At 58.6% G+C, this 26,990-nt stretch carries 28 protein-coding genes and 2 pseudogenes; 10 read left to right on the top strand and 20 right to left on the bottom strand.

Annotated features, from left to right (window positions below; genetic code table 11):
* Positions 1 to 34: 34 nt before the first annotated feature.
* Positions 35 to 1,522 (bottom strand): sodium/proline symporter PutP, encoded by a 1,488-nt coding sequence (putP, locus tag DBR00_RS16565; RefSeq protein ID WP_108490471.1) that lies wholly within the window; start codon positions 1,520 to 1,522, stop codon positions 35 to 37.
* A 605-nt stretch (positions 1,523 to 2,127) separates the two neighbouring features.
* Between putP and DBR00_RS16560 the strand changes: the two genes are divergently transcribed.
* Positions 2,128 to 2,985 carry an HDOD domain-containing protein gene (locus tag DBR00_RS16560; RefSeq protein WP_108538085.1) on the top strand — a complete coding sequence of 286 codons (858 nt, stop codon included), beginning with the start codon at positions 2,128 to 2,130 and terminating at the stop codon, positions 2,983 to 2,985.
* 4 nt (positions 2,986 to 2,989) lie between these two features.
* Here DBR00_RS16560 and DBR00_RS16555 read toward each other — a convergent pair whose 3' ends face one another.
* The 3 genes and pseudogenes from DBR00_RS16555 to DBR00_RS16545 all read right to left on the bottom strand — a co-directional run bounded on the left by DBR00_RS16555 (position 2,990) and on the right by DBR00_RS16545 (position 4,826).
* On the bottom strand, positions 2,990 to 3,409 hold the full coding sequence (locus DBR00_RS16555; protein WP_108489220.1) for a group 1 truncated hemoglobin: 420 nt from the start codon (positions 3,407 to 3,409) through the stop codon (positions 2,990 to 2,992).
* A gap of 2 nt (positions 3,410 to 3,411) precedes the next feature.
* Positions 3,412 to 3,936 (bottom strand): annotated as a pseudogene (locus tag DBR00_RS16550) (DUF3034 family protein); the annotation flags it as partial.
* Between the two features lie 137 nt (positions 3,937 to 4,073).
* Positions 4,074 to 4,826 (bottom strand): AraC family transcriptional regulator, encoded by a 753-nt coding sequence (locus DBR00_RS16545; RefSeq protein WP_108489221.1) that lies wholly within the window; start codon positions 4,824 to 4,826, stop codon positions 4,074 to 4,076.
* Between the two features lie 173 nt (positions 4,827 to 4,999).
* Here DBR00_RS16545 and DBR00_RS16540 point away from each other — a divergent pair, with 173 nt between their 5' ends.
* The 4 genes and pseudogenes from DBR00_RS16540 to cmoB all read left to right on the top strand — a co-directional run bounded on the left by DBR00_RS16540 (position 5,000) and on the right by cmoB (position 8,111).
* Positions 5,000 to 5,395: a protease inhibitor I42 family protein gene (locus DBR00_RS16540; RefSeq protein WP_108489222.1), complete on the top strand. Its 396-nt coding sequence runs from the start codon at positions 5,000 to 5,002 to the stop codon at positions 5,393 to 5,395.
* A gap of 267 nt (positions 5,396 to 5,662) precedes the next feature.
* Positions 5,663 to 6,300, top strand: a pseudogene (locus DBR00_RS16535) (lysoplasmalogenase).
* Positions 6,301 to 6,369: 69 nt separating this feature from the next.
* Positions 6,370 to 7,146 (top strand): carboxy-S-adenosyl-L-methionine synthase CmoA, encoded by a 777-nt coding sequence (gene cmoA / locus DBR00_RS16530; RefSeq protein WP_108489223.1) that lies wholly within the window; start codon positions 6,370 to 6,372, stop codon positions 7,144 to 7,146.
* Positions 7,143 to 8,111 carry a tRNA 5-methoxyuridine(34)/uridine 5-oxyacetic acid(34) synthase CmoB gene (gene cmoB / locus DBR00_RS16525; RefSeq protein WP_108489224.1) on the top strand — a complete coding sequence of 323 codons (969 nt, stop codon included), beginning with the start codon at positions 7,143 to 7,145 and terminating at the stop codon, positions 8,109 to 8,111. The genes cmoA and cmoB overlap by 4 nt, the downstream gene beginning before the upstream one ends.
* Positions 8,112 to 8,201: 90 nt before the next feature.
* Here the strand turns inward: cmoB and pdxJ are convergent, their stop codons facing one another.
* The 12 genes from pdxJ to rpoE form a co-directional block, all read right to left on the bottom strand.
* Positions 8,202 to 8,948 carry a pyridoxine 5'-phosphate synthase gene (gene pdxJ / locus DBR00_RS16520; protein WP_108489225.1) on the bottom strand — a complete coding sequence of 249 codons (747 nt, stop codon included), beginning with the start codon at positions 8,946 to 8,948 and terminating at the stop codon, positions 8,202 to 8,204.
* Positions 8,941 to 9,639, bottom strand: a complete 699-nt coding sequence (gene recO / locus DBR00_RS16515) for a DNA repair protein RecO (protein WP_108489226.1) — start codon at positions 9,637 to 9,639, stop codon at positions 8,941 to 8,943. Before recO ends, pdxJ begins: the two co-directional genes overlap by 8 nt.
* 46 nt (positions 9,640 to 9,685) lie before the next feature.
* Complete coding sequence (era, locus tag DBR00_RS16510; protein ID WP_108489227.1) at positions 9,686 to 10,588, bottom strand: GTPase Era; 903 nt, start codon at positions 10,586 to 10,588, stop codon at positions 9,686 to 9,688.
* Entirely contained in the window at positions 10,581 to 11,270 is a 690-nt protein-coding gene (gene rnc / locus DBR00_RS16505; protein ID WP_108489228.1) for a ribonuclease III, read from the bottom strand. Before rnc ends, era begins: the two co-directional genes overlap by 8 nt.
* Positions 11,267 to 11,644: a DUF4845 domain-containing protein gene (locus DBR00_RS16500; protein ID WP_108489229.1), complete on the bottom strand. Its 378-nt coding sequence runs from the start codon at positions 11,642 to 11,644 to the stop codon at positions 11,267 to 11,269. Before DBR00_RS16500 ends, rnc begins: the two co-directional genes overlap by 4 nt.
* Positions 11,645 to 11,748: 104 nt before the next feature.
* Complete coding sequence (gene lepB / locus DBR00_RS16495) at positions 11,749 to 12,603, bottom strand: signal peptidase I (RefSeq protein ID WP_108489230.1); 855 nt, start codon at positions 12,601 to 12,603, stop codon at positions 11,749 to 11,751.
* Positions 12,604 to 12,608: 5 nt separating this feature from the next.
* Positions 12,609 to 14,408 (bottom strand): translation elongation factor 4, encoded by a 1,800-nt coding sequence (gene lepA, locus DBR00_RS16490; RefSeq protein ID WP_108489231.1) that lies wholly within the window; start codon positions 14,406 to 14,408, stop codon positions 12,609 to 12,611.
* Between the two features lie 147 nt (positions 14,409 to 14,555).
* Positions 14,556 to 15,938, bottom strand: a complete 1,383-nt coding sequence (locus tag DBR00_RS16485; RefSeq protein WP_371920677.1) for a DegQ family serine endoprotease — start codon at positions 15,936 to 15,938, stop codon at positions 14,556 to 14,558.
* An 82-nt stretch (positions 15,939 to 16,020) separates the two neighbouring features.
* Positions 16,021 to 16,476 (bottom strand): SoxR reducing system RseC family protein, encoded by a 456-nt coding sequence (locus tag DBR00_RS16480; protein ID WP_108489233.1) that lies wholly within the window; start codon positions 16,474 to 16,476, stop codon positions 16,021 to 16,023.
* The gene (locus DBR00_RS16475) at positions 16,473 to 17,420 is read right to left on the bottom strand and encodes a MucB/RseB C-terminal domain-containing protein (RefSeq protein ID WP_108489234.1); all 948 of its coding nucleotides are present in this window, start codon (positions 17,418 to 17,420) and stop codon (positions 16,473 to 16,475) included. Before DBR00_RS16475 ends, DBR00_RS16480 begins: the two co-directional genes overlap by 4 nt.
* A 23-nt stretch (positions 17,421 to 17,443) precedes the next feature.
* The gene (locus DBR00_RS16470; RefSeq protein ID WP_108489235.1) at positions 17,444 to 18,037 is read right to left on the bottom strand and encodes a sigma-E factor negative regulatory protein; all 594 of its coding nucleotides are present in this window, start codon (positions 18,035 to 18,037) and stop codon (positions 17,444 to 17,446) included.
* 37 nt (positions 18,038 to 18,074) lie between these two features.
* Positions 18,075 to 18,650 carry an RNA polymerase sigma factor RpoE gene (rpoE, locus tag DBR00_RS16465; RefSeq protein ID WP_108489236.1) on the bottom strand — a complete coding sequence of 192 codons (576 nt, stop codon included), beginning with the start codon at positions 18,648 to 18,650 and terminating at the stop codon, positions 18,075 to 18,077.
* A 366-nt stretch (positions 18,651 to 19,016) separates the two neighbouring features.
* Between rpoE and nadB the strand changes: the two genes are divergently transcribed.
* Positions 19,017 to 20,633 (top strand): L-aspartate oxidase, encoded by a 1,617-nt coding sequence (nadB, locus tag DBR00_RS16460; protein WP_108489237.1) that lies wholly within the window; start codon positions 19,017 to 19,019, stop codon positions 20,631 to 20,633.
* Here nadB and DBR00_RS16455 read toward each other — a convergent pair.
* Positions 20,602 to 21,054, bottom strand: a complete 453-nt coding sequence (locus DBR00_RS16455; protein ID WP_108489238.1) for a protein YgfX — start codon at positions 21,052 to 21,054, stop codon at positions 20,602 to 20,604. The genes nadB and DBR00_RS16455 overlap by 32 nt on opposite strands.
* Positions 21,038 to 21,292, bottom strand: coding sequence for a succinate dehydrogenase assembly factor 2 (locus DBR00_RS16450; protein WP_108489239.1), 255 nt, complete (start codon positions 21,290 to 21,292; stop codon positions 21,038 to 21,040). The genes DBR00_RS16455 and DBR00_RS16450 overlap by 17 nt, the downstream gene beginning before the upstream one ends.
* Before the next feature lie 249 nt (positions 21,293 to 21,541).
* On the opposite strand from DBR00_RS16450, the gene DBR00_RS16445 reads away from it, so the two are divergent.
* From DBR00_RS16445 to DBR00_RS16435, 3 genes are all read left to right on the top strand, one after another.
* Entirely contained in the window at positions 21,542 to 22,483 is a 942-nt protein-coding gene (locus tag DBR00_RS16445; RefSeq protein WP_108489240.1) for a folate-binding protein YgfZ, read from the top strand.
* A 55-nt stretch (positions 22,484 to 22,538) separates the two neighbouring features.
* Positions 22,539 to 23,375: an HDOD domain-containing protein gene (locus tag DBR00_RS16440; protein ID WP_108489241.1), complete on the top strand. Its 837-nt coding sequence runs from the start codon at positions 22,539 to 22,541 to the stop codon at positions 23,373 to 23,375.
* Positions 23,376 to 23,443: 68 nt separating this feature from the next.
* The gene (locus DBR00_RS16435) at positions 23,444 to 24,205 is read left to right on the top strand and encodes an ABC transporter substrate-binding protein (protein ID WP_108489242.1); all 762 of its coding nucleotides are present in this window, start codon (positions 23,444 to 23,446) and stop codon (positions 24,203 to 24,205) included.
* A gap of 1 nt (position 24,206) precedes the next feature.
* Here the strand turns inward: DBR00_RS16435 and DBR00_RS16430 are convergent, their stop codons facing one another.
* Entirely contained in the window at positions 24,207 to 25,622 is a 1,416-nt protein-coding gene (locus DBR00_RS16430; protein WP_108489243.1) for a sensor histidine kinase, read from the bottom strand.
* Positions 25,615 to 26,286, bottom strand: coding sequence for a response regulator (locus tag DBR00_RS16425; protein ID WP_108489244.1), 672 nt, complete (start codon positions 26,284 to 26,286; stop codon positions 25,615 to 25,617). Before DBR00_RS16425 ends, DBR00_RS16430 begins: the two co-directional genes overlap by 8 nt.
* 206 nt (positions 26,287 to 26,492) lie before the next feature.
* Between DBR00_RS16425 and DBR00_RS21170 the strand changes: the two genes are divergently transcribed.
* Positions 26,493 to 26,990, top strand: a 498-nt coding sequence (locus DBR00_RS21170) for an OprD family outer membrane porin (RefSeq protein WP_256583054.1), incomplete at its 3' end; no start/stop codon positions are given.

Here is a 26,990-nt window from a genome sequence, read left to right as displayed (position 1 = left end):
GAGCGACCAGTCAATTGCCGTTTATCAGTGGCACTCAGGCCGACTGGTATTCCTTCTCGGCTTCGTCAAACCGCTTGATCATGCTGGCGGACGGACCGTTGCCGACCTTGCTGAACACCAGAATGGCCACGGTGGCAAAGATAAAGCCTGGGATGATTTCGTACAGGCCCAGATGGCCGAGGAAGTTTTTCCACAAAATCACCGTCAGGGCACCGACCAGCATGCCGGCCAGCGCGCCGTTGCGCGTCATCTGTTTCCAAACCAGGGACAGGATCACCACCGGACCGAAGGCAGCGCCAAAGCCGGCCCAGGCGTAGGACACCAGGCCCAGTACGCGATTTTCCGGATTGGCGGCCAGCATGATGGCGATAACCGCGATCAGCAGCACCATGGCGCGGCCGACCCAGACCAGTTCGGTCTGCGAAGCATCTTTACGCAGGAAGGCCTTGTAGAAGTCTTCTGTCAGGGCGCTGGAGCACACCAGCAACTGGCAACTCAGGGTGCTCATCACGGCAGCCAGAATGGCAGACAGCAGGATGCCGGCAATCCACGGGTTGAACAGCAGTTTGGCCAGCTCGATAAATACGCGCTCCGGGTTCTCGGTTACCGGGCCAGCGAGGTCCGGGTTGGCGGAGAAGTACGCGATACCAAAGAAACCCACGGCCACTGCACCGCCCAGGCACAGGATCATCCAGGTCATGGAGATGCGACGGGCTGCCGGGATCGATTTCACCGAATCGGCCGCCATGAAGCGCGCCAGGATGTGCGGCTGACCGAAGTAGCCCAGGCCCCAGGCCAGCAGCGAGATCACGCCAACAAAGGTTGCACCTTTGAGCATGTCGAAGTTGGTGGCATCGTTCAGCTCGATCGCGGCGAAGGTTGGATCGACACCGCCAGTGGCAATCATCACAACAACCGGGGTGAGGATCAGGGCGAAGATCATCAGCGTGGCCTGCACGGTGTCAGTCCAGCTCACCGCCAGGAAGCCACCAATAAAGGTGTAGGCGATGGTTGCGGCCGCACCGGCCCACAGCGCCGTCTCGTAGGACATGCCGAAGGTGCTTTCAAACAGACGGGCACCGGCCACAACGCCCGAGGCGCAGTAGATGGTGAAGAACACCAAAATCACCAGGGCGGAGAAGATGCGCAGCACGCGGCTGCTGTCTTCGAAGCGGTGGGTGAAGTAATCCGGCAGGGTCAGGGCATTGCCGTTGTGCTCGGTCTGCACACGCAGACGGCCAGCCACGAACAACCAGTTCAGGTAAGCACCGACAATCAGGCCGATGGCGATCCAGCCTTCGGATAGACCGGACAGGTATACCGCGCCCGGCAAGCCCATCAGCAACCAGCCGCTCATGTCCGATGCACCCGCCGACAGGGCGGTGACGAAACTGCCCAGGCTGCGACCGCCCAGGATGTAATCGGAAAGGTTCTTGGTGCGCATGTACGCGAACAGGCCAATCAGCACCATGAGTGCGATGTACACCACAAAGGTGACGAGCATCGGAGTATTTGCAGTCATTGGGGAGCTCCCCTCTTGATTGTTGTTATTTCGGCAACAGGTTAGTCCCGTTGCCCACGTGGCAATCCACACCCGCACTAACGGGTATCTGTAGTGACAAACCGCTGCATTAACGGGTAACAGGCAGCTGCAAATCCCATGCAGTGCTCACCGCAGTGCAACTATCTGCCTCTGTCGAGGCCACTAAAGCCCCAATACAACAACGGGCGCATGCCATATGACAGTCGCCCGTAAAATCCTTTTCAGCACTGATCAGGCAGCTGTTTAAAACAGACGCAGCCGGACCACTTACAGACACGCCCACAGGGCTGATACACGCAGGCTTACACGCAACAGGGGCAGATCTAGCCCAATCGCACCAGTGCGCTGAAACGGCCCGCTGGCAGAATCCTGCACAACAGTTGTGTCGCGCAGGGAATTTAGTGGCAGAGGCATGACAGCTTCTTACAAAAAACTCTGGAGTTTTTGCACAATCCTCCAGCCGAGGGAACTTCCCCTGAACGCCTCTTTCATCCTCACGGCCAGATAATGCGCCTTCCATCATTCGGCATGACGGTCGCAACAGGCCGCCCTAGACTATGTGCATGCCAGCCTGGAGGTGTGTTTTGCTGAGCGATGCATCTGATTATTCAATCTATCGACGTGCCGTTTCACAGTTGATGCTGGGTGAAGAGCAATTACCCAGCCTGCCAACTATTACCCTGGATATCCGCCGTGCCCTGAGCAACCCCAAACTTACAATCAACCAACTGGCTGCCCTGATCGGCCGCGATCCGGCACTCAGCGCGCTGCTGATGAAGCACGCCAGCAGCGCGCTATTCCGACAGGCCATCGCGCCCAAAAACCTGCGTGACGTGATCACCTTGCTCGGCTTGGCAGAAGTGGACCGGATCACCATGGTGCACAGCATTAAGAGCCTGTTTACTCTGCACAGCGCCGCACATAAACGGCTGTTCGTTGAAACCTGGGAGCGCCTGGTGAGCAAAGCCAGCATTTGCGCCATGCTCGCCCGCCTGCTCGGCCACGTCACGGCTGAACATGCATTACTGGCCAGCCTGCTCAGTGAAGTGGGCAATCTGCTCATTCTGTCAGCCTTCAAGAACAACCAGCAGGTTCCTTCCAGCCAGCTGTACGACAAGCTATGCCGCGAATACGGCACATCGCTTGGGGTGATCGTGCTGAAAAAATGGTCAGTGGATGAGCACTATATTGAAGTGATTCGCCATGCCGGAGACTGGCAACACAGTTCAGGAAAAAGTTTGCAGTTGCTGGATCTGGTTAACCTGGCGCGGTATCACGCGACCAAGCAACACAACCCCAGCGCAGAACTGCCGCCGCTGACGCAACTGGCGGCCTATCAAAAGTTACTGCCGCCCCAGGACCATATTGGCGAAAACGGCGAGCTGAGCCTGGTGATCACGCACCAAGACGAAATCCTGGCGATTGCCCAGACCCTGCGCTAGCCCCCTAACGATCAATCACCTGCGCCCGCATGGGCGCAAGCCGGGCCAGTAAGCGGTTCTGCGCAGGCATGGGCACGTCCTGGGCGCTCATTGCATCCTGCAGGTTTTCCACCAGGGCGTTGAAGTCGCTGGGGGTGAGGTTCTGGCCCTTGTGGCTTTCTTCCATGCTGTCGCCGGTGTAGGTGCACGGGCCGCCGGCTTCGACGCAGATCTGTTCCACCAGCTTGTCGCGCAGGCGCACGATGTCGATATTCTCGAAATGCCGGACGATGCGCGGGTCAGCGGCAATATTCAGCAGCATGCCTTCGACGATACGGGTAATTCCGGCCTGCTCACCCAGGTCACGGTACAGGCTGTCGTCTTTAGGCGCCTGCTGGGCACAGGCCGCCAGGCTCAGAACAACAACCAGCAGCAGACTGCGCATGCTTAGAAACTCCCCTGAACGGACAGATAAACCCCGTCCTGATTATCCAGCGTGGCGATCTCCCCCAGGCGCGCATAGGCCAGCACCACGGCCAGGCTCTTGTTGGGGAAGTAACCGATAAACAGATCAGCCCAGTCACTTTCGCCGGCAAAGCTTAAGTTGTCTGGCTTCTCGCGGTACTCCACCCCCAGCACCCAGCGCGGGTTGAGCAGTACGGCGACAGCGCCTTCCTTGAGTACCGAGTGACGATCACGGCGATCACCACCAAAACCCAGCAGGCCCAACTCGTTGGCCCGGCTGTAACGAATACCAGCGTTCAGCAGCAGGTTGTAGCCAAAAGCGCCGCCAAGGATCAGCCGGCTGGCAGTGAGATACCCTTCGGTATCTTCGCTATGTTGCGCACCTACCAAACCGGGAATCAGAAAATCCTTCTGCCGTTTGTGCTGAATGCCCCATGAAACCTGTGGCAGCTGGTCATAGATCAGGTCGCCAAACAGACGCACCTTGAGGCCGAACTCATCCGGACTACTCGCACACAACGACAGGAGAAAATGAAACGACACCCTGACCCGCGCACAGTTCTTTCAGTGTGCCAACTAGCGTAGCCGCCAGCAGCGAGGCGAGCACGGCCGAAAGGCGGCAAAGGCGGCCGCCCAGGACAGGCTCAGTCAGCGCCGCGCAGACGTTTGGGCGTCAAGCCAAGGTAGCGCCGCATTGCCGTAGTCAACGCGCTCTGGCTGGAAAAACCACATTCTTCGGCAATCCGGATCAGCGGCAAACCACTCTCACGCAGCAGGCGAGCCGCACGATCAAGTCGGGTTTTCAGCAGATATTGGTGAGGCGTCAGGCCGACGCTGTCTTTGAATTGCGCATGGAAGTGGCTGGGGCTCAGGCAGGCAACCTGGGCCAATTCGGCAACACTGATACGCCGCGCCAGATTATCGACAATGTAATTGTCGAGCCGCTCCAGATTGAGCGCCCCCAACGCACGTGAATGAGGCTCGCCAAACAATCGCAGATGCAAGGCACGCAACAGCACGCCACCGAGTGCCCGCGCCAACAGCGGGTCTGAGCCGTAGCGCTCAAGTTCGGCGCCGGCATAGCTCAACAGGTTCTGAAAATCAGCATCCAACTGCGGATAACGCGGTGTCTCGAACAGGCCATTCAACAGCTGCAAGTCTTCGCTGGACGTACCCTGCTCATCCAGATCGATGATCAACATCCGGTTATCACCGATCCCGGCAAACTGATGGTCGGCGTCGCCCGGCACCAGGCAGGCGCGCATGCGACAAACTTCACCACCGCGCCCGTTCACTTCGAATTCAGCACGCCCAGCCAGTGACAGCACCAACTGATGATGATCGTGGGTATGTTCATGGGCTTGATCATCGAGGCGCATCAAGCGCGCGTTGAGCATTGGAAGTGCAACCTTTATGTACAGAGGTGCAACTTTACTCTTTTGATAAGTAAAACTGCATCCTGAACGACAAATGGAACAAGGTGAAACCTCGCACCACCCTGCACCAAATTTACTCATCACGGGCGGAACCGCTATGCTGGCGATCCACCAATCTGCTTCAGGAGTTCGCCATGCCTGTCATCCGCACGGCACTGCTACTCAGCCTTGCATTGCTCGCTGCCTGTGCACAAACGCCCAGTAGCGTCACCTTGGAGCAGAAGCAGCAAAGTAAATGCCCACTGTCGTTGCATGTCGGCCAGCAATTTAACTTGCGCCTGCCGAGCAACCCCACCACCGGTTTCCGCTGGCTGCTGCGCGACTCCGCGCCACAGGTGTTGAAAAGCCTCGGCCCTGAGGTCTACAGCAATCCGGAAGATGCCGGCCTGGTCGGCAGCGCCGGTATTTCCACCTGGCGCTTCGAGGTCGCGCAGGCTGGCGAAGGCCAATTGGTCCTGACCTACGAGCGCCCCTGGGAAGTCGGCGTTGTGCCCGCACAGCGCTTCAACTGCACGATCAAGGCGCGCTAGCAGGCCGTTGAAACCTAGGCGAGGCCGCCTGCGCAAGGCGAAACAGGCGGAAAATAGATTGCGCTCGCACGCGAATTTACGAGCTGTAAATGAGCATTTTGATCGAACTCACGCGCGAGTCTGTTTTCAACACGGTAATGGCAACGTAGGTGGTTTTTCACCAGCCTGCCGCTGGCGCGAAATGCTGCTCTAACTGGCACCCACGGCGTGGTCAGTTTATTGGCAACACGCCATAGTGCTGACCTTACGAACCTCCAGGAAAAGCTCATGCGTTATCTGCTGCCGGGTTTGCTGGGCGCTGCCGTGTTTCTCTATGCACGGCTCGACGGCCTGAGTGAGCTGGGCCTGCTCAGCAAGGGCATCCCGGTCATCGCCCTGCTGCTGTGGCTGAGAACGGCACCGAGCAGCCTGTATCGACGCTGGATCAGCCTCGGCCTGCTCGCCTCACTGGCAGGCGACATACTGCTCGACTGGCCGGTGGATCTGTTCGTCTTCGGCCTAGGCGCCTTCCTGCTGGCGCACCTGGCCTACCTACGCGCCTACCTGAGCGACTGCACGCAACCGGCCTGGTTGGCCCTGCTGCTGGCCCTGAGCACGGGCGGGGCGATGTTTGCCATCCTCGCCAGTGCCAACCTGGGCCCGCTGCTGATCCCCGTAGCCTGTTACGCCCTGGCCATCAGTGCCATGCTCTGGCGCGCCCTCGCCCGCCTTGGTCAGCCCGACCTGAACACAGACTCCACGCGTCTGGCCGCCGCCGGTGCCGCACTGTTCGTGCTGTCCGACAGCCTGATCGGCATCAACCGCTTTGTCGCCCCCTTCGAGGCTGCGCCACTGGCGATCATGCTCAGCTACTGGCTGGGGGGCAATGGGCTATCGCGGCGTCAGCCTTCAAACAGGCCCGCTGAGCCTTCGCCACACAGATTTGCGACCAATAACGGCAATCAAGGTTTGGCTATGCCGCACACTTGGCTAAAATGCCCGGCTTTATTGACCAGTGCGCAGCCATCGTGAGCAAACAGCCCGACCGTCTTTTCGCCCAACCCCTGGCCCAGGTGCCGGACTTCGTGTTCAACGAGGATGTGGTGCGGGTCTTCCCCGACATGATCAAACGCTCGGTGCCGGGTTACCCGACCATTGTCGAGAATATCGGCGTGCTCGCTGGCCAGTTCGCCCAGCCGCACAGCGTGCTGTATGACCTCGGCAGCTCGCTGGGCGCGGTGACACAGGCGCTGCGCCGACATGTGCAAATTGCCGATTGCCGGGTGATCGCCGTGGACAACTCCAGCGCCATGGTCGAGCGCTGCCGCGAATACCTGCACGCCCAGGACTCGATGTTTCAGGAGCTGCTGCCCGTCGAGGTGATTGGGGCCGACATTCTCAGCCTCAACTTTCAGCCCACTTCGCTGGTGGCACTGAACTTCACCCTGCAATTTATCCAGCCTGAGCAACGCCTCGAATTGCTCACGCGGATTCGCCAGGCCCTGCTGCCGGACGGCGCCCTGATCCTCTCGGAAAAACTGCAATTCGAAGATGCCGAGCAGCACGCGCTGCTGGGCGATCTGCATATCGCCTTCAAGCGGGCCAACGGCTACAGCGAGCTGGAAATCGCTCAAAAACGCAGCGCCATCGAGAAAGTCATGCTCCCCGACAGCCTGGAACAGCACCGCGAACGCTTGCTCGCCGCCGGTTTTAGCCAGGTGGTGCCGTGGTTCCAGTGCCTTAATTTCGCCTCGATGATTGCCCTGCCATGATCAGCCGTCTCGACCTCGACGCCCTGCAAGCCACCCTTGCCGGCACCCCACTGCAAGACTGGTCAGCCGACCTACCCGGACAGATCGACGCCAAACTGGCCGTCGGCCATGGCGACCTGCCGCGCTGGTACGGCGCGGTGCAGAGCTTGCCGGCTCTGAATGTCGAACAACTGGAACTGCTAAACAGCTTCCGTTTCAACGGAACCTGTGACGACGCTACACGCGCAGCATTAACCACGGCTCTTCAGGGCCTGATCCCCTGGCGCAAAGGGCCGTTTCACCTGTTTGGTGTGCATGTCGACACCGAATGGCGCTCCGACTGGAAATGGCAACGGGTCGCGCCCTACCTCGACCTCAAGGGCAAGCGCGTACTGGATGTCGGCTGCGGCAACGGCTACTACATGTGGCGCATGCTCGGCGCGGGCGCGGAGAGCGTGATTGGCATCGACCCCAACTGGCTGTTCCTCTGCCAATTCCTGGCAATGAAGAACTACCTGCCCGACCTGCCCGCCTGGCACCTGCCGCTAGCGTTCGAGGAACTACCGAGCAAACTACAAGGCTTCGACACGGTGTTTTCCATGGGTGTGCTGTACCACCGCCGCTCACCCATCGATCACTTGATCGACCTCAAGGACTGCCTGGTTAAAGACGGCGAACTGGTGCTGGAAACCCTGGTGGTAGAAGGCGATGCGCAGCAAGTGCTGGTGCCCGAGGACCGCTACGCGCAGATGCGCAATGTCTGGTTCCTGCCTTCGGTGCCCGCCTTGGAGCTGTGGCTGCGCCGCGCCGGCTTCGTCGATGTGCGCTGCGTAGATGTCAGCACCACCAGCGTGGAAGAGCAGCGCTCGACCGAGTGGATGCGCTTCCAGTCGCTGCCGGAATTTCTCGACCCGGCCGACCATAGCCGCACCGTCGAAGGGCTGCCGGCGCCGAGCCGCGCGGTACTGATCGCACGCAAACCATAACCCGGACTGATCAACGCTCACGCAGGGTCGACAGACGCCAGCTTGTCCAGCGCAGATGGCGGACAAGCCTGCGGCATGTCCACCCTATCCTCAACCGCGATTAGCCGCCGCGACGATCAACTGTTTCATCTCCACTACCGCCTGCTTAAAGCCAACAAACAGCGCGTGGGCCACCAGGGCGTGACCGATGTTCAGCTCGTTGATCCCAGCAATGGCCGCCACCGGTTCAACGTTGTGATAGTGCAGGCCGTGGCCAGCATTAACAATTAGGCCGTACTGCAGGCCACAGGCTACACCGTCACGAATCCGCGCCAGTTCGCGTACGGCTTCTTCCGGGGTATGCGCATCAGCATAGCGACCTGTGTGCAGTTCAATCGCCGGGGCGCCGACGCGCTTGGATGCCTCGATCTGCTGCGGGTCCGGATCAATAAACAGCGAGACTTCACAGCCAATCTTGCTCAGGCGTTCAACTGCCGCACGAATGCGGGCCTCCTGCCCGGCCACATCCAGACCGCCTTCGGTGGTCAGTTCCTGACGGGTTTCCGGCACCAGGCAGACATGCTCCGGGCGAATGCTTTCGGCAAAAGCGAGCATCTCCTCGGTCACACCCATCTCGAAATTCATACGCGTTTGCATGACCTCTTTCAGCAAACGCACATCACGCTCCTGAATGTGTCGGCGGTCTTCACGCAAGTGCACGGTAATGCCATCGGCACCGGCCTCTTCTGCATCCAGCGCGGCTTTTACCGGGTCCGGGTAACGCGTGCCACGGGCCTGGCGCAGGGTGGCAACATGGTCGATGTTCACACCCAGCAGAATACGATTGGCATCAGTCACGGCTTGGCTCCTTGAGCGTCATAAACAGTTCGCGGCTGACCAGCGGTCGGCCGCCTAAATGAGGTGCCAAGGCCTGACGCATCAGACGCTTGGCGGCAGCCAGGGCGCCCGGCGCGGTCCAGTCGGCCTCGGCCATGGCGAGTAATTCCGCGCCCTGAAACACGCCGGGCTGCACGTGCCCGACCGGCACCAAACCGGTCTCGGTATGCAAACGATACAGGCCGGTCGCAGCGATGGGCTGATCTTCGCTGTCCAGGTCCAAGGCGAAACCATAGCCCAGCTCGTCCAGCAGACGCCATTCAAATGAGCGCAGCAAGGGTTCCAGCGCGCGCCCTTCGGCTAGCGCCAGGACGGTCATGGCGTAGTGCTGAAAAATCGCTGGATGAGGATCTTCGGCAGGAAGCAGGCGAATCAACAACTCGTTGAGGTACAAACCGCTGAACAGCGCCTCACCCATCAACAAATTGGGAATGCCGGCCGGCTCAAGGCGGCTGACATTTTTCAACTCGCCACGCCCACGAAACTCGCCTTCCAATGGAATAAACGGCCGCGCCAGACTACCCGCTTTACCCCGCGCTCCACGCAATACCGCACGCAGCCGGCCTTGAGGCGTGAGAAAGTCCACCAACGCGCTGCTTTCACGGTAGGCACGGCTGTGCAGAACATACGCGGGCTGGCTGAGGGCAAGCATGAAGGCTTACTCGAAATGGCGGGCGCAAGGCGCGCCCGCAGACGGATCAGATATCGTCGTAGCCCAATGAACGCAGGGCGCGCTCATCATCGGACCAGCCACCTTTGACCTTGACCCAGAGGTTGAGCATGACCTTGGAGTCGAACATCACCTCCATGTCCTTGCGTGCTTCCTGGCCGATACGTTTGATCCGTTCGCCCTTGTCGCCAATGATGATCTTCTTCTGCCCGTCACGCTCGACCAGAATCAACGCGTGGATATGCAGGATACGCCCGTCGCGCTTGAACTCTTCGATTTCCACAGTGATCTGGTACGGCAACTCGGCACCGAGCTGACGCATGATCTTCTCGCGCACCAGTTCAGCGGCGAAGAAACGGCTGGAGCGGTCGGTGACCTGATCTTCCGGAAAGAAGTGCACACCTTCAGGCAAGCGTTCGCCTACCAGCTTTTCAAGGGTATCGAGGTTATGCCCCTGCTGGGCGGAAACTGGCACGATCTCGGCCTTCGGCAGTTGCTGGGCCAGCCACTCCAGATGCGGCATCAGCTCGGCCTTGTCCTCCAGACGATCCGTCTTGTTAATCGCCAGAATCACCGGGCCTTCAACATATTGAATGCGCTCAAGCACCATCTGGTCTTCATCAGTCCAGCGGGTGCGATCGACCACGAAGATCACCACGTCGACATCTTTCAGCGCCGACGAGGCGTTCTTGTTCATGTAGCGGTTGAGTGCTTTCTCGTTGTTCTTGTGCAGACCGGGGGTGTCAACATAGATCGCCTGGACCTCACCTTCGGTTTTGATGCCAAGCATATTGTGTCGCGTGGTTTGCGGCTTACGCGAAGTAATCGCCAGCTTCTGGCCGAGAATGTGGTTAAGCAGCGTCGACTTGCCCACGTTAGGCCGGCCAACGATGGCGACATAGCCACAGCGTGTAACAGGTGAATCAGTCATTGCCATTCTCCACACCCAGGGCGATCAGCGCAGCCGCCGCGGCGACCTGCTCGGCAATACGCCGGCTGGCACCTTGGCCCAAGGTTTTTTCATTCAGTAAGGTGACGTGGCACTCCACCACAAAGGTGCGGCAGTGCGGCTCACCCTGGATATCCACCACTTCATAACGTGGCAGTTCGCAGCCACGCGATTGCAGAAACTCCTGCAGGCGGGTTTTCGGGTCTTTATTGGTGTCGACCAAGGTCAGGCTGTCCAGCTCGGTGGTCAGCCAGGCCAACACGCGCTCGCGGGCAGCCTCCATACCAGCATCGAGATAGATCGCGCCAATCAGCGCTTCCAGCGCATCGGCCAGGATCGACTCACGGCGGAAACCGCCGCTTTTCAGCTCACCCGAACCCAGGCGTAAGTACTCGCCCAGGTCAAAGCCACGGGCCAGCACGGCCAGGGTTTCCCCTTTTACCAGACGTGCACGCAAACGTGACAACTGACCTTCACGTGCTTGGGGGAAGCGCTCGAACAGCGCTTCGCCGGCGACGAAGTTGAGGATGGCATCACCGAGAAACTCCAGACGCTCATTGTTGCGTCCGGCAAAGCTACGATGCGTCAGCGCCAGGATCATCAGCTCCTGATCCTTGAAGGTATAACCGAGCTGACGCTCAAGACGGGCTAACGAGGCGCTCACGGCATGCGCACACGAAATTCTTTGTCGAAGCGTACGACAAGATCAATATTTTCAATCAGCGGCTCGCGCTTTTCATATTTCAGATGAGCGCGAAACTCATTGTTTTCCAGCTTCACTTTCAATGCCTCTTGAAGGTTCAGGTCACGAATATTGTTGACCTGCATACCCTTGCCCACATGGCTATAGAATTCATTGATGCTGCGGATATTGGCGGCTTTGTCGGTTTCAACGGAAGTGATGAGTTTCTCCAGTGACATATAGTCAAAGTAATGCGGCAATACCTTAAATGCCGCACTGGCAAAAAAAGCAATCAGCGCCAGCACCATCAACCAACTTAAAATCGACATCCCTTTTTGCGAATGCGCAGATTTCATATTTGTCCCCAAATTTGAGTTATCAAGAAGCCATTGAGGCAGAAGGCAAGACTATATATAGCCTGCGACGCTGTATTGAACAGCGTCGCACATTCGTCAGCAGGTCAGTGAATCAGACCCACGCGGGAGAAGTTTGGCAGGTTACGTGATTTGGGATCCGGCCAGCTCATCCAGATGGCGAATGCCTTACCGACAATGTTCTGGTCTGGAACCATGCCCAGCAATGGCTTGGGAATCGACGGATCATTCCAGTAACGGCTGTCGTTGGAGTTATCGCGATTGTCGCCCATCATGAAGTAGTAACCTTGCGGCACCACCCACTCACGCCCCGGTTCAACCCGGTAACGCTGCATTTCTTTACGGATCTGGTGCTCGGTTTCGCCAAGCTTCTCGTGGTACAGCACTGCACTGCCCAAGCTGCCGGGCTCATCGCCAATCAGTTGCTGGGCCACAAGCTCACCGTTGATGGTCAGTCTTTTGTCACTGCTGTAGGCAATCCGGTCACCCGCCAAGCCAACCACACGCTTGATGTAGTTGATGTTTGGGTCGCTGGGGTAGCGAAACACCATCACATCGCCACGCTGCGGATCACCCACTTCAATCACCTTGGTGTCCAGCACCGGCAGGCGAATACCATAGGCAAACTTGTTGACCAGAATGAAATCACCCACTTCCAGGGTCGGTTTCATTGACCCCGATGGAATCTGAAACGGCTCAACCAGAAACGAACGCAGCACCAACACGATGGCCAACACGGGGAAGAATGACTTGCCGTATTCCACCAGCAAGGGTTCTTTGTTCAGCTGTTCGAGCACTTTCTCATCAGGCTCATCCACCTGCTCGTGATAGGTGGCAACAGCTGCCCGCCGGCGCGGTGCCAGGAAGATCAGGTCAAATAAAGCCAGCACACCACATACGGCGACGGCGATAACCAGCAACAGCGGGAAATTGATCGACATAAGCCTTAGCTATCCAGCCTCAGTACAGCAAGGAAGGCTTCCTGTGGAATTTCCACGTTACCCACCTGCTTCATCCGTTTTTTACCGGCCTTCTGCTTTTCCAACAGTTTGCGTTTACGGCTGACGTCACCGCCGTAGCACTTGGCCAATACGTTTTTACGCAGCGCTTTGACAGTCGTACGCGCCACAATTTGCCCACCGATAGCGGCCTGAATGGCCACATCGAACATCTGCCGGGGGATCAGTTCTTTCATCTTCTCGGTCAACTGCCGCCCTTTGTAATGGGCGTTGTCCTTGTGCACGATCAACGCCAGGGCATCGACCTTGTCACCGTTGATCAACACATCCAGCTTGACCAGATTGGCCGACTGGTAGCGATCAAAATGGTAATCCAGCGAGGCATAGCCACGGCTGGTGGACTTCAGACGGTCGAAGAAGTCGAGCACCACTTCGTTCATCGGCAGATCATAGCGAACCTGAACCTGAGAGCCGAGGAACTGCATATCGCGCTGTACACCACGCTTCTCGATACACAAGGTAATCACGTTACCCAGGTGTTCCTGCGGCACCAGGATGGTGGCCTGGACGATCGGCTCGCGGAAATCCTCGACGGACGAAACATCCGGAAGTTTGGACGGGTTATCGACGTAGATTGTCTCGCCGTTTTTCAGTGCAACTTCGAAGATAACGCTTGGCGCCGTGGTGATCAGATCCAGGTTGTATTCGCGCTCCAGACGCTCCTGGATAATTTCCATGTGCAACATGCCCAGGAAGCCGCAGCGGAAGCCGAAACCGAGCGCATCCGAGCTTTCTGGTGAATATTGCAGCGATGAATCGTTTAGCGTGAGCTTTTGCAACGCATCACGAAAATCCTCGAAATCATCTGAGCTGACCGGGAAAAGACCGGCATAAACCTGCGGCTGGATGCGTTTGAAACCCGGCAGCACTTCCACATCTGGGGTGGCTGCCAGGGTCAGGGTGTCGCCCACAGGCGCACCGTGAATATCCTTGATGCTGGCAATGATAAAACCTACTTCGCCGGCTTTCAGATCAGCAGTGGCGGTGTGTTTGGGATTGAAAACCCCTACGCTGTCCACCAGATGCGTCTTGCCGGTGGATTTCACCAGCACCTTGTCGCCTTTCTTGATACGACCTTGACGCACACGCACAAGCGACACGACGCCCAAATAGTTATCGAACCAGGAATCAATAATCAGCGCTTGCAACGGCGCTTCGATCTCACCAGTCGGCGCAGGAATGGTCTTTACCAGCCGCTCAAGCACCTCGTCGACTCCCAGCCCCGTCTTGGCGCTGCACGTCACCGCATCCGTGGCATCGATACCGATGATTTTTTCGATCTCTTCCTTGACGCGATCAGGCTCTGCCTGGGGCAGATCGATCTTGTTCAACACCGGCATCACTTCAAGGCCTTGCTCAATGGCGGTGTAGCAGTTGGCAACAGACTGCGCTTCCACGCCCTGCCCCGCATCGACCACCAGCAACGCCCCTTCACAGGCCGCCAGCGAACGGCTGACCTCATAAGTGAAGTCAACGTGACCTGGGGTATCGATGAAATTCAGCTGGTAAGTAATACCATCACGGGCTTTGTAATACAGAGTAACGCTATGCGCCTTGATGGTGATTCCGCGTTCGCGCTCCAGATCCATGGAGTCCAGCACCTGGGCCTCCATTTCACGGTCGGCCAAGCCGCCACACATTTGAATAAACCGGTCGGCCAAGGTCGACTTGCCATGGTCAATGTGGGCGATGATGGAGAAATTGCGGATATGACTCAAATCACTCACGGATCAACACTCAAAAAGGGCGCAGGCGATTGCCCGCCGAAAATAGCCGCGAAGTGTACCCGAAAGCCAACGGACACGTCACCCAGAGCACGGCCAGGCACCATGTAAAAGGGCGACCGAAGTCGCCCTTATTTGTCACTGTTCGCGTCATTCAGCCAGTTTGAAGGTGATGAAACTGGCTCGACCCTGACGCAATACCCGCATCGACACTGAGCGATTCTTCGGCAGCGCCTGCGCCACCTCAGTAAAGGTCTTGGCCGAATTGATCGCCTGATTGTTCAAATGAGTGATCACATCACCGGGACGCAGGCCCATCAAAGCCGCAGGCCCTTCCTGCACCTCGGAAATCGCCACACCACCTTTCAGGTCCAGCGCTTTCTTCTGCTCAGCGGTCAACTCAACCACCTTGACCCCCAGACGATTGCTACTGCGTTCAACTCCAGAGCTTGCAGCGCCTGCCAATGCATCACCTTCTTCCGGCAGTGCACCAATACTCAATTTCAGTTTCTTGCGTGAACCATCACGCACCACGTCCATCTCAGCGGTAGCACCCGGTTTCAGTGCACCAACCAAATGCGGCAGGTCAGCAGACATGATGATCGGCTTGCCATCCAGACTGAGGATGACGTCACCCACCTGCAGACCACCCTTAGCGGCGGGCCCACCGTCCAGTACCTGCGCAACCAGCGCACCGGCTGGCTTGTCCAGCCCGAACGACTCAGCCAGGTCCTTGTTAACTTCCTGAATCACCACACCCAGCCAGCCACGGCTGACCTTACCCTCAGCCTTGAGCTGATCGGCCACATCCATAGCCACGCTCATGGGAATGGCAAAAGACAGCCCCATGAAACCGCCAGAACGGGTGAAAATCTGCGAATTGATACCAACCACTTCACCCGCCAGGTTGAAGAGTGGACCGCCGGAGTTACCCGGATTGATCGCCACGTCCGTCTGGATAAACGGCACGTAACTCTCGTTCGGCAAACTGCGGCCCTTGGCACTGACAATACCGGCGGTCACCGAATGATCGAAGCCAAACGGCGAACCGATGGCCAATACCCATTCACCCACCTTGAGGCTTTCCGACTTACCCAGCTTAACGGTTGGCAAGCCCTGCCCTTCAACCTTAAGCAACGCCACATCACTGCGCGGATCAGTGCCCACCAGCGTGGCCTCCAGCTCACTGCGATCTGACAGACGCACGATGATTTCATCAGCATCAGCGATCACATGATTATTGGTCAGCACATAGCCATCAGCAGAAATGATAAAGCCGGAGCCTAGCGACTGAGCTTCACGCTGACGATTACCACCTGGCTCGCGCGGCATTTGCGGAATATTGCGCTCGAAGAACTCACGAAACATCGGCGGCAGACCTTCCAGGTCGGGCCCATTGAGCTGACCACTGCCAGCCACTGCACGATCAGGCATTTTCTGCCGGGTACTGATGTTGACGACCGCAGGCGACGCCTGCTCAACCAGCTCAGTAAAATCCGGCAGGCTCGCCTCAGCCAACAGTGACTGCACCATCAGCAGCACAGCAAATAACGCGGTAAATGAAGATTTCAGACCAAGCTTCGACATACATCTCCCCATCAGACCAGCAAAAGTCTCAAAACGCTGCCGCTGCACCGCCAAGCAATGCACGCAACACCACCGGTTGCAACGCCGGGTCACCGGCCGTGAAACGACTGCGCCAGCGCACAGCACAGCAGGCAAACAAAAAGCCAGATAAAGCACTGAGTACGACCCAGGGCTCACTCAAACCAACCCGTTCAGCCAGAACAGCCGCAGCAAACAAGCCCAATAACGGCAGCAGATATACAAGAAAAGAACCGCGCACCAACAGATCTTCGCGCACGCCGATAATCACCGCATCACCAATATTCAACTGCAGATCTGACAGTGCACGAACATAACCACGGCGACTGCTCGCCCCCAGCTGATCAAGCAAACCCTGGCCGCAACCGGCCTTGACGGAGCAACTGGAGCAAGTGCTCTTACGCAGGGTCTCGACCCAAACGGCACCCGATTCAACGGCCACAACCCGGCCCTGCTCCTCGATCACTGGGCCACCTCGGTAGCCGAACGCATGGACAGCGCGATCCGCTCAGCAGTTCCCATAGGAATTTCACCGACTACGGTGACCATGACGTCGCCGTCATCGGTTTTCAATCGGCGCGAGACCGCTACAGTAGGCCCCAACTGGGTACGGACATCCTCCACGGCGGCTCCGCGTAAAGGCTCCATGAATACGGAAAATCGCGCCAAACCATCACCATACACCTGACAAGCAACCGGCTCATCCGAAGCAGGACTAAGGCGCTGCACCACCGAACTCAGACTGAAGCCAGGCGGCAACCAGTCAGAACGCCAGACACTGGCCACCGCCGCCTGAACAGGCAATACGCGCACCGGCCGGCACCCGCTGCCTGGCTGTAAGTCCTGATCCGTGGGCGACGCTGTTTGCAGGTGGGTGAACTGAAAGCGCTCCAGCAACTGCCCCTTGTCATTGACCAGCAGAGACTTGAGCGACAGACCGGTTTGCTCATCAAGGTGCAGCTCAATGCCATACCGATGCTGGTCACGAGGCAACAAAGCCAGCACGCGGGCAGTACGACCTGCTACGCGCGAATTGCCCAAAACACGTAATTCGTAATACTTGCTCAGCTGGAGCGCATCCAGCTCACGCGTTGGCCACAACTGACTGTCAATCATCTGGTCAGCCAGCGCCCCACTGGCACACTGCACGCGACCGTCGATGCGCACCACTTCCTGAGCTGAACCATCCAACTGCAATAAACGTTCACGCAGGTCACCATCAGCACCCGCCTGATGCCAGATGCTGTGCGTCGAAAAACTGCCGTTACGCTCATAAACGAACGTGCCGCTGAAGCTTTGCATGCGCTCAGCATCCACCAGACGCCGCAGCAAAGCGGCACCATCATCAGCAAATGCTGGCAACATCAGACAGCTGCCGAACAGCAAAACGCTTAAAGGAATAAAGCGCATGCGACTCCCTAAGCCATAAGCAGTTAACGATTTTCTAGGCTAGCCGCACGTGCGTAAGGCAGCGCACCTTCGTTAGCGCCCATTGCCGCCTGCTGCGCATGCTGACGCAGGTAGGCTGGCAGACGCTCCTGATGCCAGCCTGGCTCACCTTCGCCAACTGCACGGTCAGCCGGGACAGCCGACTCTTCAGATGTATTGAACCCTGCCAGCATGGCCGGGCCATTCACTTGTGGAATACTCAGCACTGGCTGAGCAGCTTGCTGAGCCAATTGCGCGCCACCGAGTTCATCCTGATTGTACAAACGCACACCGGCCAGCACGGCAACAGTCACCGACGCCGCGACCGCCAAACGCCCGACAGCACGCCAGGTACCTCGCTGCGGCTGGCTTGCAGCAGGTAATGGCTCGTCAGCCAGAGCAGCCGAGACAGCAGCAGCAATATCCAGACGCGGTTCAAGCAATTCTTTGTGCATCACGGCGCGTGCAAGCTGGTAACGCGACCAGGTGGCACGCAACTCAGGGTCATCACTGGCCGCCAGCACTCGCCTTAACTCCAGTTCATCCGCTTGGTTATCCATTACCGCGGACAGCGATTCCTGCAGGGTTTCACGACTCATGGCGGTTCCTCTCTTGGCTGACGCCGCTGTCTTCAGGCTACTGCAACAAGGGTTGCAGGGATTTATCAATGGCCTCACGCGCCCGGAAAATCCGCGAACGCACGGTACCAACCGGACACTGCATAACGCTGGCAATGTCTTCGTAACTCAGACCATCAAATTCACGCAAGGTTAGGGCTGTGCGTAAATCTTCCGGCAACTGCTCGATGCTGCGGTGCACGGTGGCCTCGATCTCATCGCGCAACAACGCTCGCTCCGGTGACTCGAGATCCTTGAGGGCATGATCACCATCATAGAACTCGGCATCCTCAGCACTTACATCACTGTCTGGCGGGCGCCGACCACGCGACACCAGGTGATTCTTCGCCGTGTTGATGGCGATCCGGTACAACCAGGTATAGAACGCGCTGTCGCCACGAAAATTACCCAAGGCTCGATACGCCTTGACGAAGGCTTCCTGCGCCACATCCTGCGCCTCATGGGTGTCATGCACAAAACGCACGATCAACCCGAGAATCTTGTGCTGGTACTTCAGCACCAACAGATCGAACGCCCGCTTGTCGCCACGCTGCACGCGCTCGACCAGCTGCTGATCTTCTTCCTGGGTTAGCATGAAAACTCCTCAATAGGTTCGAAGGAGCGCAACGCCGACCCCTGAATCGGTCTGCCAAAGTAGACTTGGGCATTGCGCAAAAGTTCTCTCCCTCAAACAAGCTTCCTGCAGAACACGCTCAGTCCCGCACGGAACAGCACAGCAAAGGCGCTCCCTTACTGCGTTGATAGTCTGAATGACCCGCCTTCAGGTAACAAAACCGCAGGCCTACGTGAAAAACACTTAACCGGCAAATTCCGTCAAAACAACCGCCTATGGAACCCGGAATGCTAAAAAAGTTCCCGAGCAACCTACTTGGTCATAAGCCGGCTATTGTGCCGCCCCCCCCCTCTATATACTAGCGGCCGCTTTTCGCGGAATTCGGACATGAGCCAACATTACCAACACGACGTTCTGGTTATCGGTAGCGGCGCTGCAGGCCTGACACTGGCACTCACACTGCCAGGACATTTGCGCATCGCCGTATTGAGCAAAGGCAACCTGTCCAATGGTTCGACCTACTGGGCGCAAGGCGGCGTGGCGGCCGTGCTTGACGATACCGACACCGTCGAGTCACATGTAGCCGACACGCTCAATGCTGGCGGCGGCCTGTGCCGTGAAGACGCCGTACGCTTTACCGTGGAGCACAGCCGCGAAGCCATCCAGTGGCTGATCGATCAGGGCGTGCCCTTTACCCGCGACAATGAACACGCCCGCGAAGACGGCGGCTTCGAATTCCACTTGACCCGCGAAGGTGGCCATAGTCACCGGCGCATCATCCATGCCGCCGACGCAACGGGCGCAGCGATATTCAACACCCTGCTGGAACAGACCAAGCAACGCAGCAATATTGAATTGCTGGAGCAACGCGTCGCCGTTGATCTGATCACCGAACGCAAGCTCGGCCTGGACGGCCAGCGCTGCCTAGGCGCTTACGTGCTCAACCGCGCCAGCGGCGAAGTCGACACCTATAGTGCGCGTTTCGTGATTCTTGCTACCGGTGGCGCCGCCAAGGTTTATCTCTACACCAGCAATCCCGATGGTGCCTGCGGTGACGGTATCGCCATGGCCTGGCGCGCCGGCTGCCGGGTCGGCAACCTGGAGTTCAACCAGTTCCACCCCACGTGCCTGTACCATCCACAAGCGAAAAGCTTTCTGATCACCGAGGCGCTGCGCGGTGAAGGCGCACTGCTCAAGCTGCCCAATGGCGAACGCTTTATGCCGCGCTTCGACGAACGGGCCGAACTGGCCCCACGCGATATTGTTGCTCGCGCCATCGACCATGAGATGAAACGCCTGGGGATCGACTGCGTATTTCTGGATATCAGCCACAAACCGGCTGACTTTGTGAAGTCGCACTTCCCAACCGTGTACGAGCGCTGCCTCGACTTCGGCATCGACATCACCCAAGAGCCGATCCCGGTGGTGCCTGCTGCGCATTACACCTGCGGTGGCGTGCTGGTCGGCCAGAACGGCCAGACTGATGTGCCAGGCCTGTATGCCATCGGCGAAACCAGTTTCACAGGTCTGCATGGCGCCAACCGCATGGCCAGCAACTCGCTGCTCGAATGCTTCGTCTATGCCCGCTCGGCAGCCTCCGACATCGTCGCCCAACTCGAGCAAGTGAAAGCCCCGGCGCCACTTCCCGACTGGGACGCCAGTCAGGTGACCGATTCGGACGAGGATGTGATCATTGCGCACAACTGGGATGAGCTGCGGCGTTTTATGTGGGACTACGTCGGCATCGTGCGTACCAACAAACGCCTGCAACGGGCGGAGCACCGCGTACGCCTGCTGCTCGATGAAATCGACGAGTTTTACAGCAACTACAAGGTCAGCCGTGACCTGATCGAGCTGCGCAACCTGGCTCAGGTCGCCGAATTGATGATTCGCTCAGCCATGCAACGCCACGAAAGTCGCGGCCTGCACTACACCCTGGACTATCCACAGCAACTGGCCGAAGCCCAAGACACTATCCTGCTGCCGCCCACCTATGGCGACTGAATTTCAGACGCACCCGCAGACGCCGGTGCTGATCGCGGCTCAGACTGTCACGAGCGATACACACTGAACGCACGCGGCGCTGCCCGACCAGGCGAAAGCGCAGCAGCACCACCAACGGCAAAGCCAAACTATCAGGGTGCAGCTCGATAGCCTGCCAGCCCTGCGCCGCGCTGTGCACCTGCCAACCATCGGCCGTGCAACGCATTGCCCGGTAAGCCTGCGGCGCACTGAGCAGCAAATGTCGTGGCAGCACCCAAGCAGCATGGGCGAGACAGAAGCCCATTCCGAGGAGCCGCGCCCAAATGGACATATCCACCAACCCCAGACTGAGCAGCGCTAACCCCTGGATCAGGGCATACGCGACCAGCAACCAGCGCGACGGCTGCCACTGACAGTCGAATGCCTCACTTGGGCTGGACACGATCCAGAATCATCCGAACCATGCGTTTGAGGTCGGCATCGTCTGGCTCATCGCGCTGCATAAACCAGCCAAACATGTCCTGATCCTCACACTCGAGCAGCTTGCGATAGCGCTCGCGATCCGCCTCATCGAGGTGCGGATAGACCTCACGGACAAAGGGCACCAGCAGCACATCCAGCTCCAGCATGCCACGACGGCTGTGCCAGAAAAGACGATTGAGTTCTACTTCATCAACCACGGATCAGCTCCTTGAAAAATGGCATAACGCCATTTTTTAACGTCGCGCAGCGGCGGCCAGAGGGATGGCCGCGCTGGATGACAGGCCATAAATAAGGCGCGCAGTATACGAGGAAAAGCCCAACTGTTGACCGCACTCGTCAACCATGGGGTTATTCACCTGCAACGAGTCAAGCGCAGGCGCTGACAAGGTGCGAGGCGCACTCTATGATGAGCCCCCTAACTTTTATCCAGCGATACCCAATCCACCATGGCCGATACCGCGTTCTATTGCACCCTCAGCCACGAAGGCATCCTCGCCGTACGCGGCCCAGATGCCAACAAGTTCCTGCAGGGTCAAGTCACCTGCAACCTCAACTATCTCAGCGACAGCCACTCTAGCCTGGGCGCACGCTGCACACCCAAGGGGCGCATGCAGTCGAGCTTTCGCATCGTCAGTATTGCAGACGGTTATTTGTTGGCCATGGCCAGCGAACTCCTGGAAGCACAACTGGCTGACCTGAAAAAATACGCCGTGTTCAGCAAATCCAAGCTCACCGACGAAAGTCAGGATTGGCTGAGAATCGGCCTGAGCGGTGGCGATGACGCGTTGCGTAACCTCGGCCTGGTGCTCGCAGAGACCGCCGACAGTGTCGCACGCGAGGATGAACTATTGGCTCTGCGCCTGAACGATGGCCGTGCCGAACTCTGGATCCCCAGCCATCAGGCCAGTAGCGTAAAAGCTCAACTGGCCGCGCAGCTGCGTGAAGCACCACTCAATGACTGGTTGCTGGCGCAAGTGCGAGCTGGCGTTGGCCAGGTCATGGGCAGCACCCGCGAGCTGTTTATTCCACAGATGATCAACCTGCAGGCCCTGGGCGGCGTCAGCTTCAAGAAAGGCTGCTACACCGGCCAGGAAATCGTTGCGCGCATGCAGTACCTGGGCAAGCTCAAACGCCGCCTCTACCGACTGACGCTCTCAGGCACGCAGATCCCCGAACCGGCCACACCACTGTTTTCTCCGGTACACAACTCCAGCGTCGGCGAAGTCGTGCTGGCGGCACGTAGCGCAGATGCGCTAGAGCTGCTTGCAGTATTGCAGGACGATGCCGCACAGGATGGCCGCCTCCACTTGGGTTCTGCCGATGGCAGCACACTCAACGTGCTCGACTTGCCGTATACACTGGACTCCAACCGCGAAATACAGCGCTGATGAGCGCGCACCACTGACTACACTCATTAAGCCGAACGTCCACAGAGAATTGCCCATGAGTAAGCTTGCCGAAAAAGTGCAAAAGGAACTGATCCAGGCCATCGACAATGATGAACTGGTATTGCCGACTCTCCCGGAAGTCGCCTTGAAAGTCCGCGAAGCGGCAGAAGATCCAGACATCGGCATCCCCCAACTGAGCAAGGTAATCGGCAACGACGCCGCTCTCACCGCGCGCATCATCAAAGTGGTGAACAGCCCCCTGTTGCGCACCAACAAGGAAATCACCGACCTGCAAATGGCCGTCGGTCGCCTCGGCATCAATTACACCTGCAACCTGGCTACAGGCTTGGCGATGGAGCAGATGTTCCAGGCCACCAGCGATGTGGTTGACCGCAAAATGCGCGAAGTGTGGAACAAAAGCACCGAAATTGCCGGTATCTGCCACGTGCTGTGCAAACACTACACGCGCCTGCTACCGGACCAGGCAACCCTGGCCGGCCTGGTGCACCAGATTGGTGTGCTACCAATCCTCACTTACGCCGAAGATCACAGTGAACTACTGGCTGACTCGATCAGCCTCAACCACGTGATTGAGCAAATCCATCCGATTATCGGTGACAAAATCCTGCGCACCTGGGAGTTCCCGGAGCTGATTGCCATGGTGCCTAACCAATACTTGGATTTCACCCGCGACAGCGCCAAGGTTGATTACGTTGACATCGTTCAGGTTGCCACCCTGCAAAGCTATCTAGGCAGTGAACACCCCTACACACAACTGGACTGGAGCCAGATACCAGCCTTCCGCAAACTAGGCCTGGACCCTAATCAGAACCTCAACGATGACGAAGACCTTTCCGTCGCCATGGAAGCTGCAATGAGCATGCTCCAGTAAAGCCCCTCACGCGCATGCAGCCGAATGTAACTATACTGAATGCTGTTCCCGCAATCGGCATACGGTTCATGCGCGTTCTGCTGTTATCTGCCCTGTTCAGCCTGTTTTGCACCAGTTTGGCGGCTGCGCCAGAAGTACGGCTGACCAACGGTGAATGGCCGCCTTATCTGGGTGAACAGCTGCCGCACAAAGGCGTCGCCTCGCGCATCGTCGCCGAGTCCTTTGCCCTGCAGGGGATTGAAGTGGTGTGGGAGTTCCACCCTTGGGCACGCTCACTGCAACTGGCCGAGCGCGGCAAACGCGACGGCAGCGCAGTATGGCTGCACAGCAACGAGCGTGAGGAAAAGTTCTTTATCAGCGACCCGGTAGTAGAAAGCGGTTACTACCTCTTCCACCGCAAGAGCTACAGCTTTGACTGGGAGCAGGTGAGCGACCTGCAAGGCCGGCGCCTGATCGGCACCCGCGGCTACGACTACGGTGAAGCCTTTCAGCAGGCTGAAGCCAGCGGGCAACTGCGGCTAAACCGGGTCACCAGTGATGAAACCGCGTTTCGCCAGTTGATCGCCGGACGTGTCGACCTATTCCCGATGGACAAGGTGGTCGGCTTCGATATGCTGCATCAGCACTTCAGCGCCGCCGAGCGCGCGCAACTGAGTTTTCACCCCAAGCCATTGCGCAGCGACAGCCTGCACCTGCTGCTCTCACGGCAAGTGCCCGGCAATGCTGAGCTAATCACCCGCTTCAACAAGGGCCTGGCGCAACTGCGCGAAAGCGGCAAGATCACCCAGTACCTTATGGAGATCCAGCAGCCACTGAGCCTAGCCCCCTGACTCAGACTTCTGCACTGGCAAACTCAACGCGAACCAACAAGCCGTGCGGCTGGGCCTGATGCAGGCTGATCTCGGCCTGATGCGCCCGGCAGATCTCACCGACAATCGCCAAACCCAAGCCCGCCCCAGAGCCCTTGTTGTTGCGCCGATAGAAACGCGCAAACACCCGTTCATGCTCTTCTGGCGGAATCCCCGGGCCGTCGTCTTCAACCTCCAGCACCCCAGCCGGCAATACCCGCAGGATCACATTGCCGCCGGCAGCGGTGTGCGCCAAGGCGTTATCCAGCAGGTTGCATAGCAGCTCGTTGAGCAGCATCGGTTCACCACTGACCCACACCGCCTGCTCAGCCTCCAACGCCAGCGCAATACCCCGCGCATGGGCCAATGGCGCCAGCGCCATGCCCAGTTCACGCGCCAGCTGGCTGAGATCCAGACGCTGCGCGCCGCCTTCGGCAATCGCCCGAGCACCACTTTCGATACGCGCCAGCGAAAGCAGCTGGTTGGCCAGATGGGTCAGTTTGTCAGTGTTCAGCGCGGCCTCTTCCAGCGTGCTGCGCCAGATCGACGGCTCCTGCACACGCAAACCCAACTCGACCCGCGCCTTGAGCGCTGCCAAGGGCGTGCGCAGTTCGTGGGAGGCATCGGCGATAAATTGCGACTGGCGCTCGAACAGGCTGCGCAGCCGGTCATTGAACTGATTCAGCGCATCAATCAGTGGGCGCAGTTCGCGTGGCATGCCAAGATCCGACAGCGGCTGCAAGTCCTCACTGGTACGTGCCGCCACGCTGCGGCGCAAGGCCTCCAGTGGACGCAGCGCAGCGCTCACCGCCAGCCACACCAACAGCAATGCACTCAGCGACAACACGCCCATGCGCAGCAAGGTGCCGAGCAACAGCTCGCGAGCCATGCGCTCACGCGCGCCCTGGGTTTCCGCCACGCGGATTTCCGCCACACCGTTAAGGCCCGGCTCACTGACCGGTTGCAGCAGGCTGACCACCCGCACGCCCTGCTCACGAAACTCGGCATCGTAGAAACGCGCCAACGCCGGATAATCCTCAGTGCGCTTGATATGGGCCGGCGGCGCAGGCAAGTCTTCATAGCCCGACACCAGAGTGCCCTGCACATCCAGCACCTGGTAGTAGATGCGCCCGGCACTGTCATAGGCAAAGGTATCCAGCGCTACATACGGCACGTTGGCATTCAGACGCTCGGCGCTGGTGTACAGACCGTCGGCAATTGCCCGCGCCGAGGCCAGCAAGGTTCGGTCATAGGCAGTATCAGCGGCGTGGCGCGCGCTCCAATAAGCACTCAAGCCGCTGACCAACAGAATCAGCGTCAACAGCAGCGCCAAGCGGCGGATCAGCCGACCGCGCAAGCTGCCTGGATCGACCTGCGCAAGCTTGCTGCGCTCAGTCACCTACTGCCTCCAACAAATAGCCCAGGCCACGGAAGGTGACGATGCGCACCCCACCGCCTTCAAGCTTCTTGCGCAGGCGATGCACATAGATTTCGATGGCGTCGCTGCTGGCTTCCTCATCCAGACCAAACACCAGGGCAGCCAACTGTTCCTTGCTCATTACCCGCCCGGGCCGGGCGATCATCGCTTCCAGCACGGCCTGTTCGCGGGAGGTCAAAGTCAGCAGGCTATCAGCGAGGGTGAAGCGCCGGGTATCCAGGTCATACAGCAGATTGCCACAGCGCTGCTGACGTTCACCACCGAGCACGGTGCGGCGTAGCAGCGCCTTGACCCGTGCTTCCAGCTCACTCACTTCAAAGGGTTTGGCCAGGTAATCATCGGCACCGAGGTTGAGACCATGCACGCGATCCTTCACCTCACCACGGGCAGTGAGCATCAGTACCGGCAGGGTATTGCCGCGCTCGCGCAAACGCGCCAGCACTTGAAACCCGTCCAGGCGCGGCAGGCCGATATCGAGAATCGCCAGGGCGTAATCCTCGCTACCAAGGGCCAGATCGGCCGCCACGCCGTCATGCAGCATGTCCACATTAAGCCCGATGCCACGCAGGGCTTGGGCCACGCTTTCAGCCAGGGGCAGATGGTCCTCGACCAGTAGGACTCGCACGGTAATGGCACTCCACGAACTTGTTGTTATGTGCCCAGTGTAACGGGGCCAAGGCCGCAACGAACGTCCCGGCGACTTTCTTTCAAGTTGAAAGCCTGGTGAAAGCTTGCCGCCCTAGCATCGGGCGAAGGTGGCTCGATCCACCGACCAAAACGACTGACGCAGTGGTGCCCAGCCGTAACAAAAATAACAATGGAGACCACAAGATGCCGACTGCATCTCATCGGGTGCTCGCGCCTGCTCACCTGCTTAGCCTGGCCATCGCCGCCGCGCTGTTTGCTCCCGCTGCCCACGCCGAGTTTGTGGCAGACAGCAAAGCCAGCCTGACCGCCACCAATATCTACCTCAACCGTGATTTCCGCGAAGGCACCAGCAGCCAGCAGAACACGCGTGAAGAGTGGGGCCAAGGTTTCTGGCTCGACGTCCAGTCCGGCTACACCGAAGGCACGGTGGGCTTTGGCCTTGATGCCCTGGGTCTGGTTGGGGTCAAACTGGATTCCGGCGGCGGCCGCACCGGCACTGACCTGCTCCCGGTACAAGACGATGGCGGCACTCCGGACCAGTTCGGTCGTATCGGGCTGACGGCCAAAACCAAGATTTCTAATACCGAACTGCGCTATGGCTCGCACGTGCCAGAGCTGCCCGTGGTCAAGGCCAGCGACAGCCGCCTGCTGCCGCAGGTGTTCGAAGGCGGCCTGCTGACT

The organism is Pseudomonas sp. HMWF032 (assembly GCF_003060885.1).
In the GTDB taxonomy this organism is placed as follows: domain Bacteria; phylum Pseudomonadota; class Gammaproteobacteria; order Pseudomonadales; family Pseudomonadaceae; genus Aquipseudomonas.
This window is presented reverse-complemented; position numbering and strand designations above follow the sequence as displayed.

What these genes read in the sequence shown, in the direction of transcription:
- DBR00_RS16475 (WP_108489234.1), bottom strand. Translation starts at nt 17,420, where the DNA reads ATGCGCTTTATTCCTTTAAGCGTTTTGCTGTTCGGCAGCTGTCTGATG.
- DBR00_RS16470 (WP_108489235.1), bottom strand. Translation starts at nt 18,037, where the DNA reads ATGAGTCGTGAAACCCTGCAGGAATCGCTGTCCGCGGTAATGGATAAC.
- cmoA (WP_108489223.1), top strand. Translation starts at nt 6,370, where the DNA reads ATGCCCGGCTTTATTGACCAGTGCGCAGCCATCGTGAGCAAACAGCCC.
- DBR00_RS16485 (WP_371920677.1), bottom strand. Translation starts at nt 15,938, where the DNA reads ATGGTGCAGTCACTGTTGGCTGAGGCGAGCCTGCCGGATTTTACTGAG.
- rpoE (WP_108489236.1), bottom strand. Translation starts at nt 18,650, where the DNA reads ATGCTAACCCAGGAAGAAGATCAGCAGCTGGTCGAGCGCGTGCAGCGT.
- DBR00_RS16445 (WP_108489240.1), top strand. Translation starts at nt 21,542, where the DNA reads ATGGCCGATACCGCGTTCTATTGCACCCTCAGCCACGAAGGCATCCTC.
- recO (WP_108489226.1), bottom strand. Translation starts at nt 9,639, where the DNA reads ATGCTTGCCCTCAGCCAGCCCGCGTATGTTCTGCACAGCCGTGCCTAC.
- nadB (WP_108489237.1), top strand. Translation starts at nt 19,017, where the DNA reads ATGAGCCAACATTACCAACACGACGTTCTGGTTATCGGTAGCGGCGCT.
- DBR00_RS16545 (WP_108489221.1), bottom strand. Translation starts at nt 4,826, where the DNA reads ATGCTCAACGCGCGCTTGATGCGCCTCGATGATCAAGCCCATGAACAT.
- DBR00_RS16440 (WP_108489241.1), top strand. Translation starts at nt 22,539, where the DNA reads ATGAGTAAGCTTGCCGAAAAAGTGCAAAAGGAACTGATCCAGGCCATC.
- DBR00_RS16555 (WP_108489220.1), bottom strand. Translation starts at nt 3,409, where the DNA reads ATGCGCAGTCTGCTGCTGGTTGTTGTTCTGAGCCTGGCGGCCTGTGCC.
- lepB (WP_108489230.1), bottom strand. Translation starts at nt 12,603, where the DNA reads ATGTCGATCAATTTCCCGCTGTTGCTGGTTATCGCCGTCGCCGTATGT.
- cmoB (WP_108489224.1), top strand. Translation starts at nt 7,143, where the DNA reads ATGATCAGCCGTCTCGACCTCGACGCCCTGCAAGCCACCCTTGCCGGC.
- DBR00_RS16540 (WP_108489222.1), top strand. Translation starts at nt 5,000, where the DNA reads ATGCCTGTCATCCGCACGGCACTGCTACTCAGCCTTGCATTGCTCGCT.
- putP (WP_108490471.1), bottom strand. Translation starts at nt 1,522, where the DNA reads ATGACTGCAAATACTCCGATGCTCGTCACCTTTGTGGTGTACATCGCA.
- era (WP_108489227.1), bottom strand. Translation starts at nt 10,588, where the DNA reads ATGACTGATTCACCTGTTACACGCTGTGGCTATGTCGCCATCGTTGGC.
- DBR00_RS16500 (WP_108489229.1), bottom strand. Translation starts at nt 11,644, where the DNA reads ATGAAATCTGCGCATTCGCAAAAAGGGATGTCGATTTTAAGTTGGTTG.
- DBR00_RS16435 (WP_108489242.1), top strand. Translation starts at nt 23,444, where the DNA reads ATGCGCGTTCTGCTGTTATCTGCCCTGTTCAGCCTGTTTTGCACCAGT.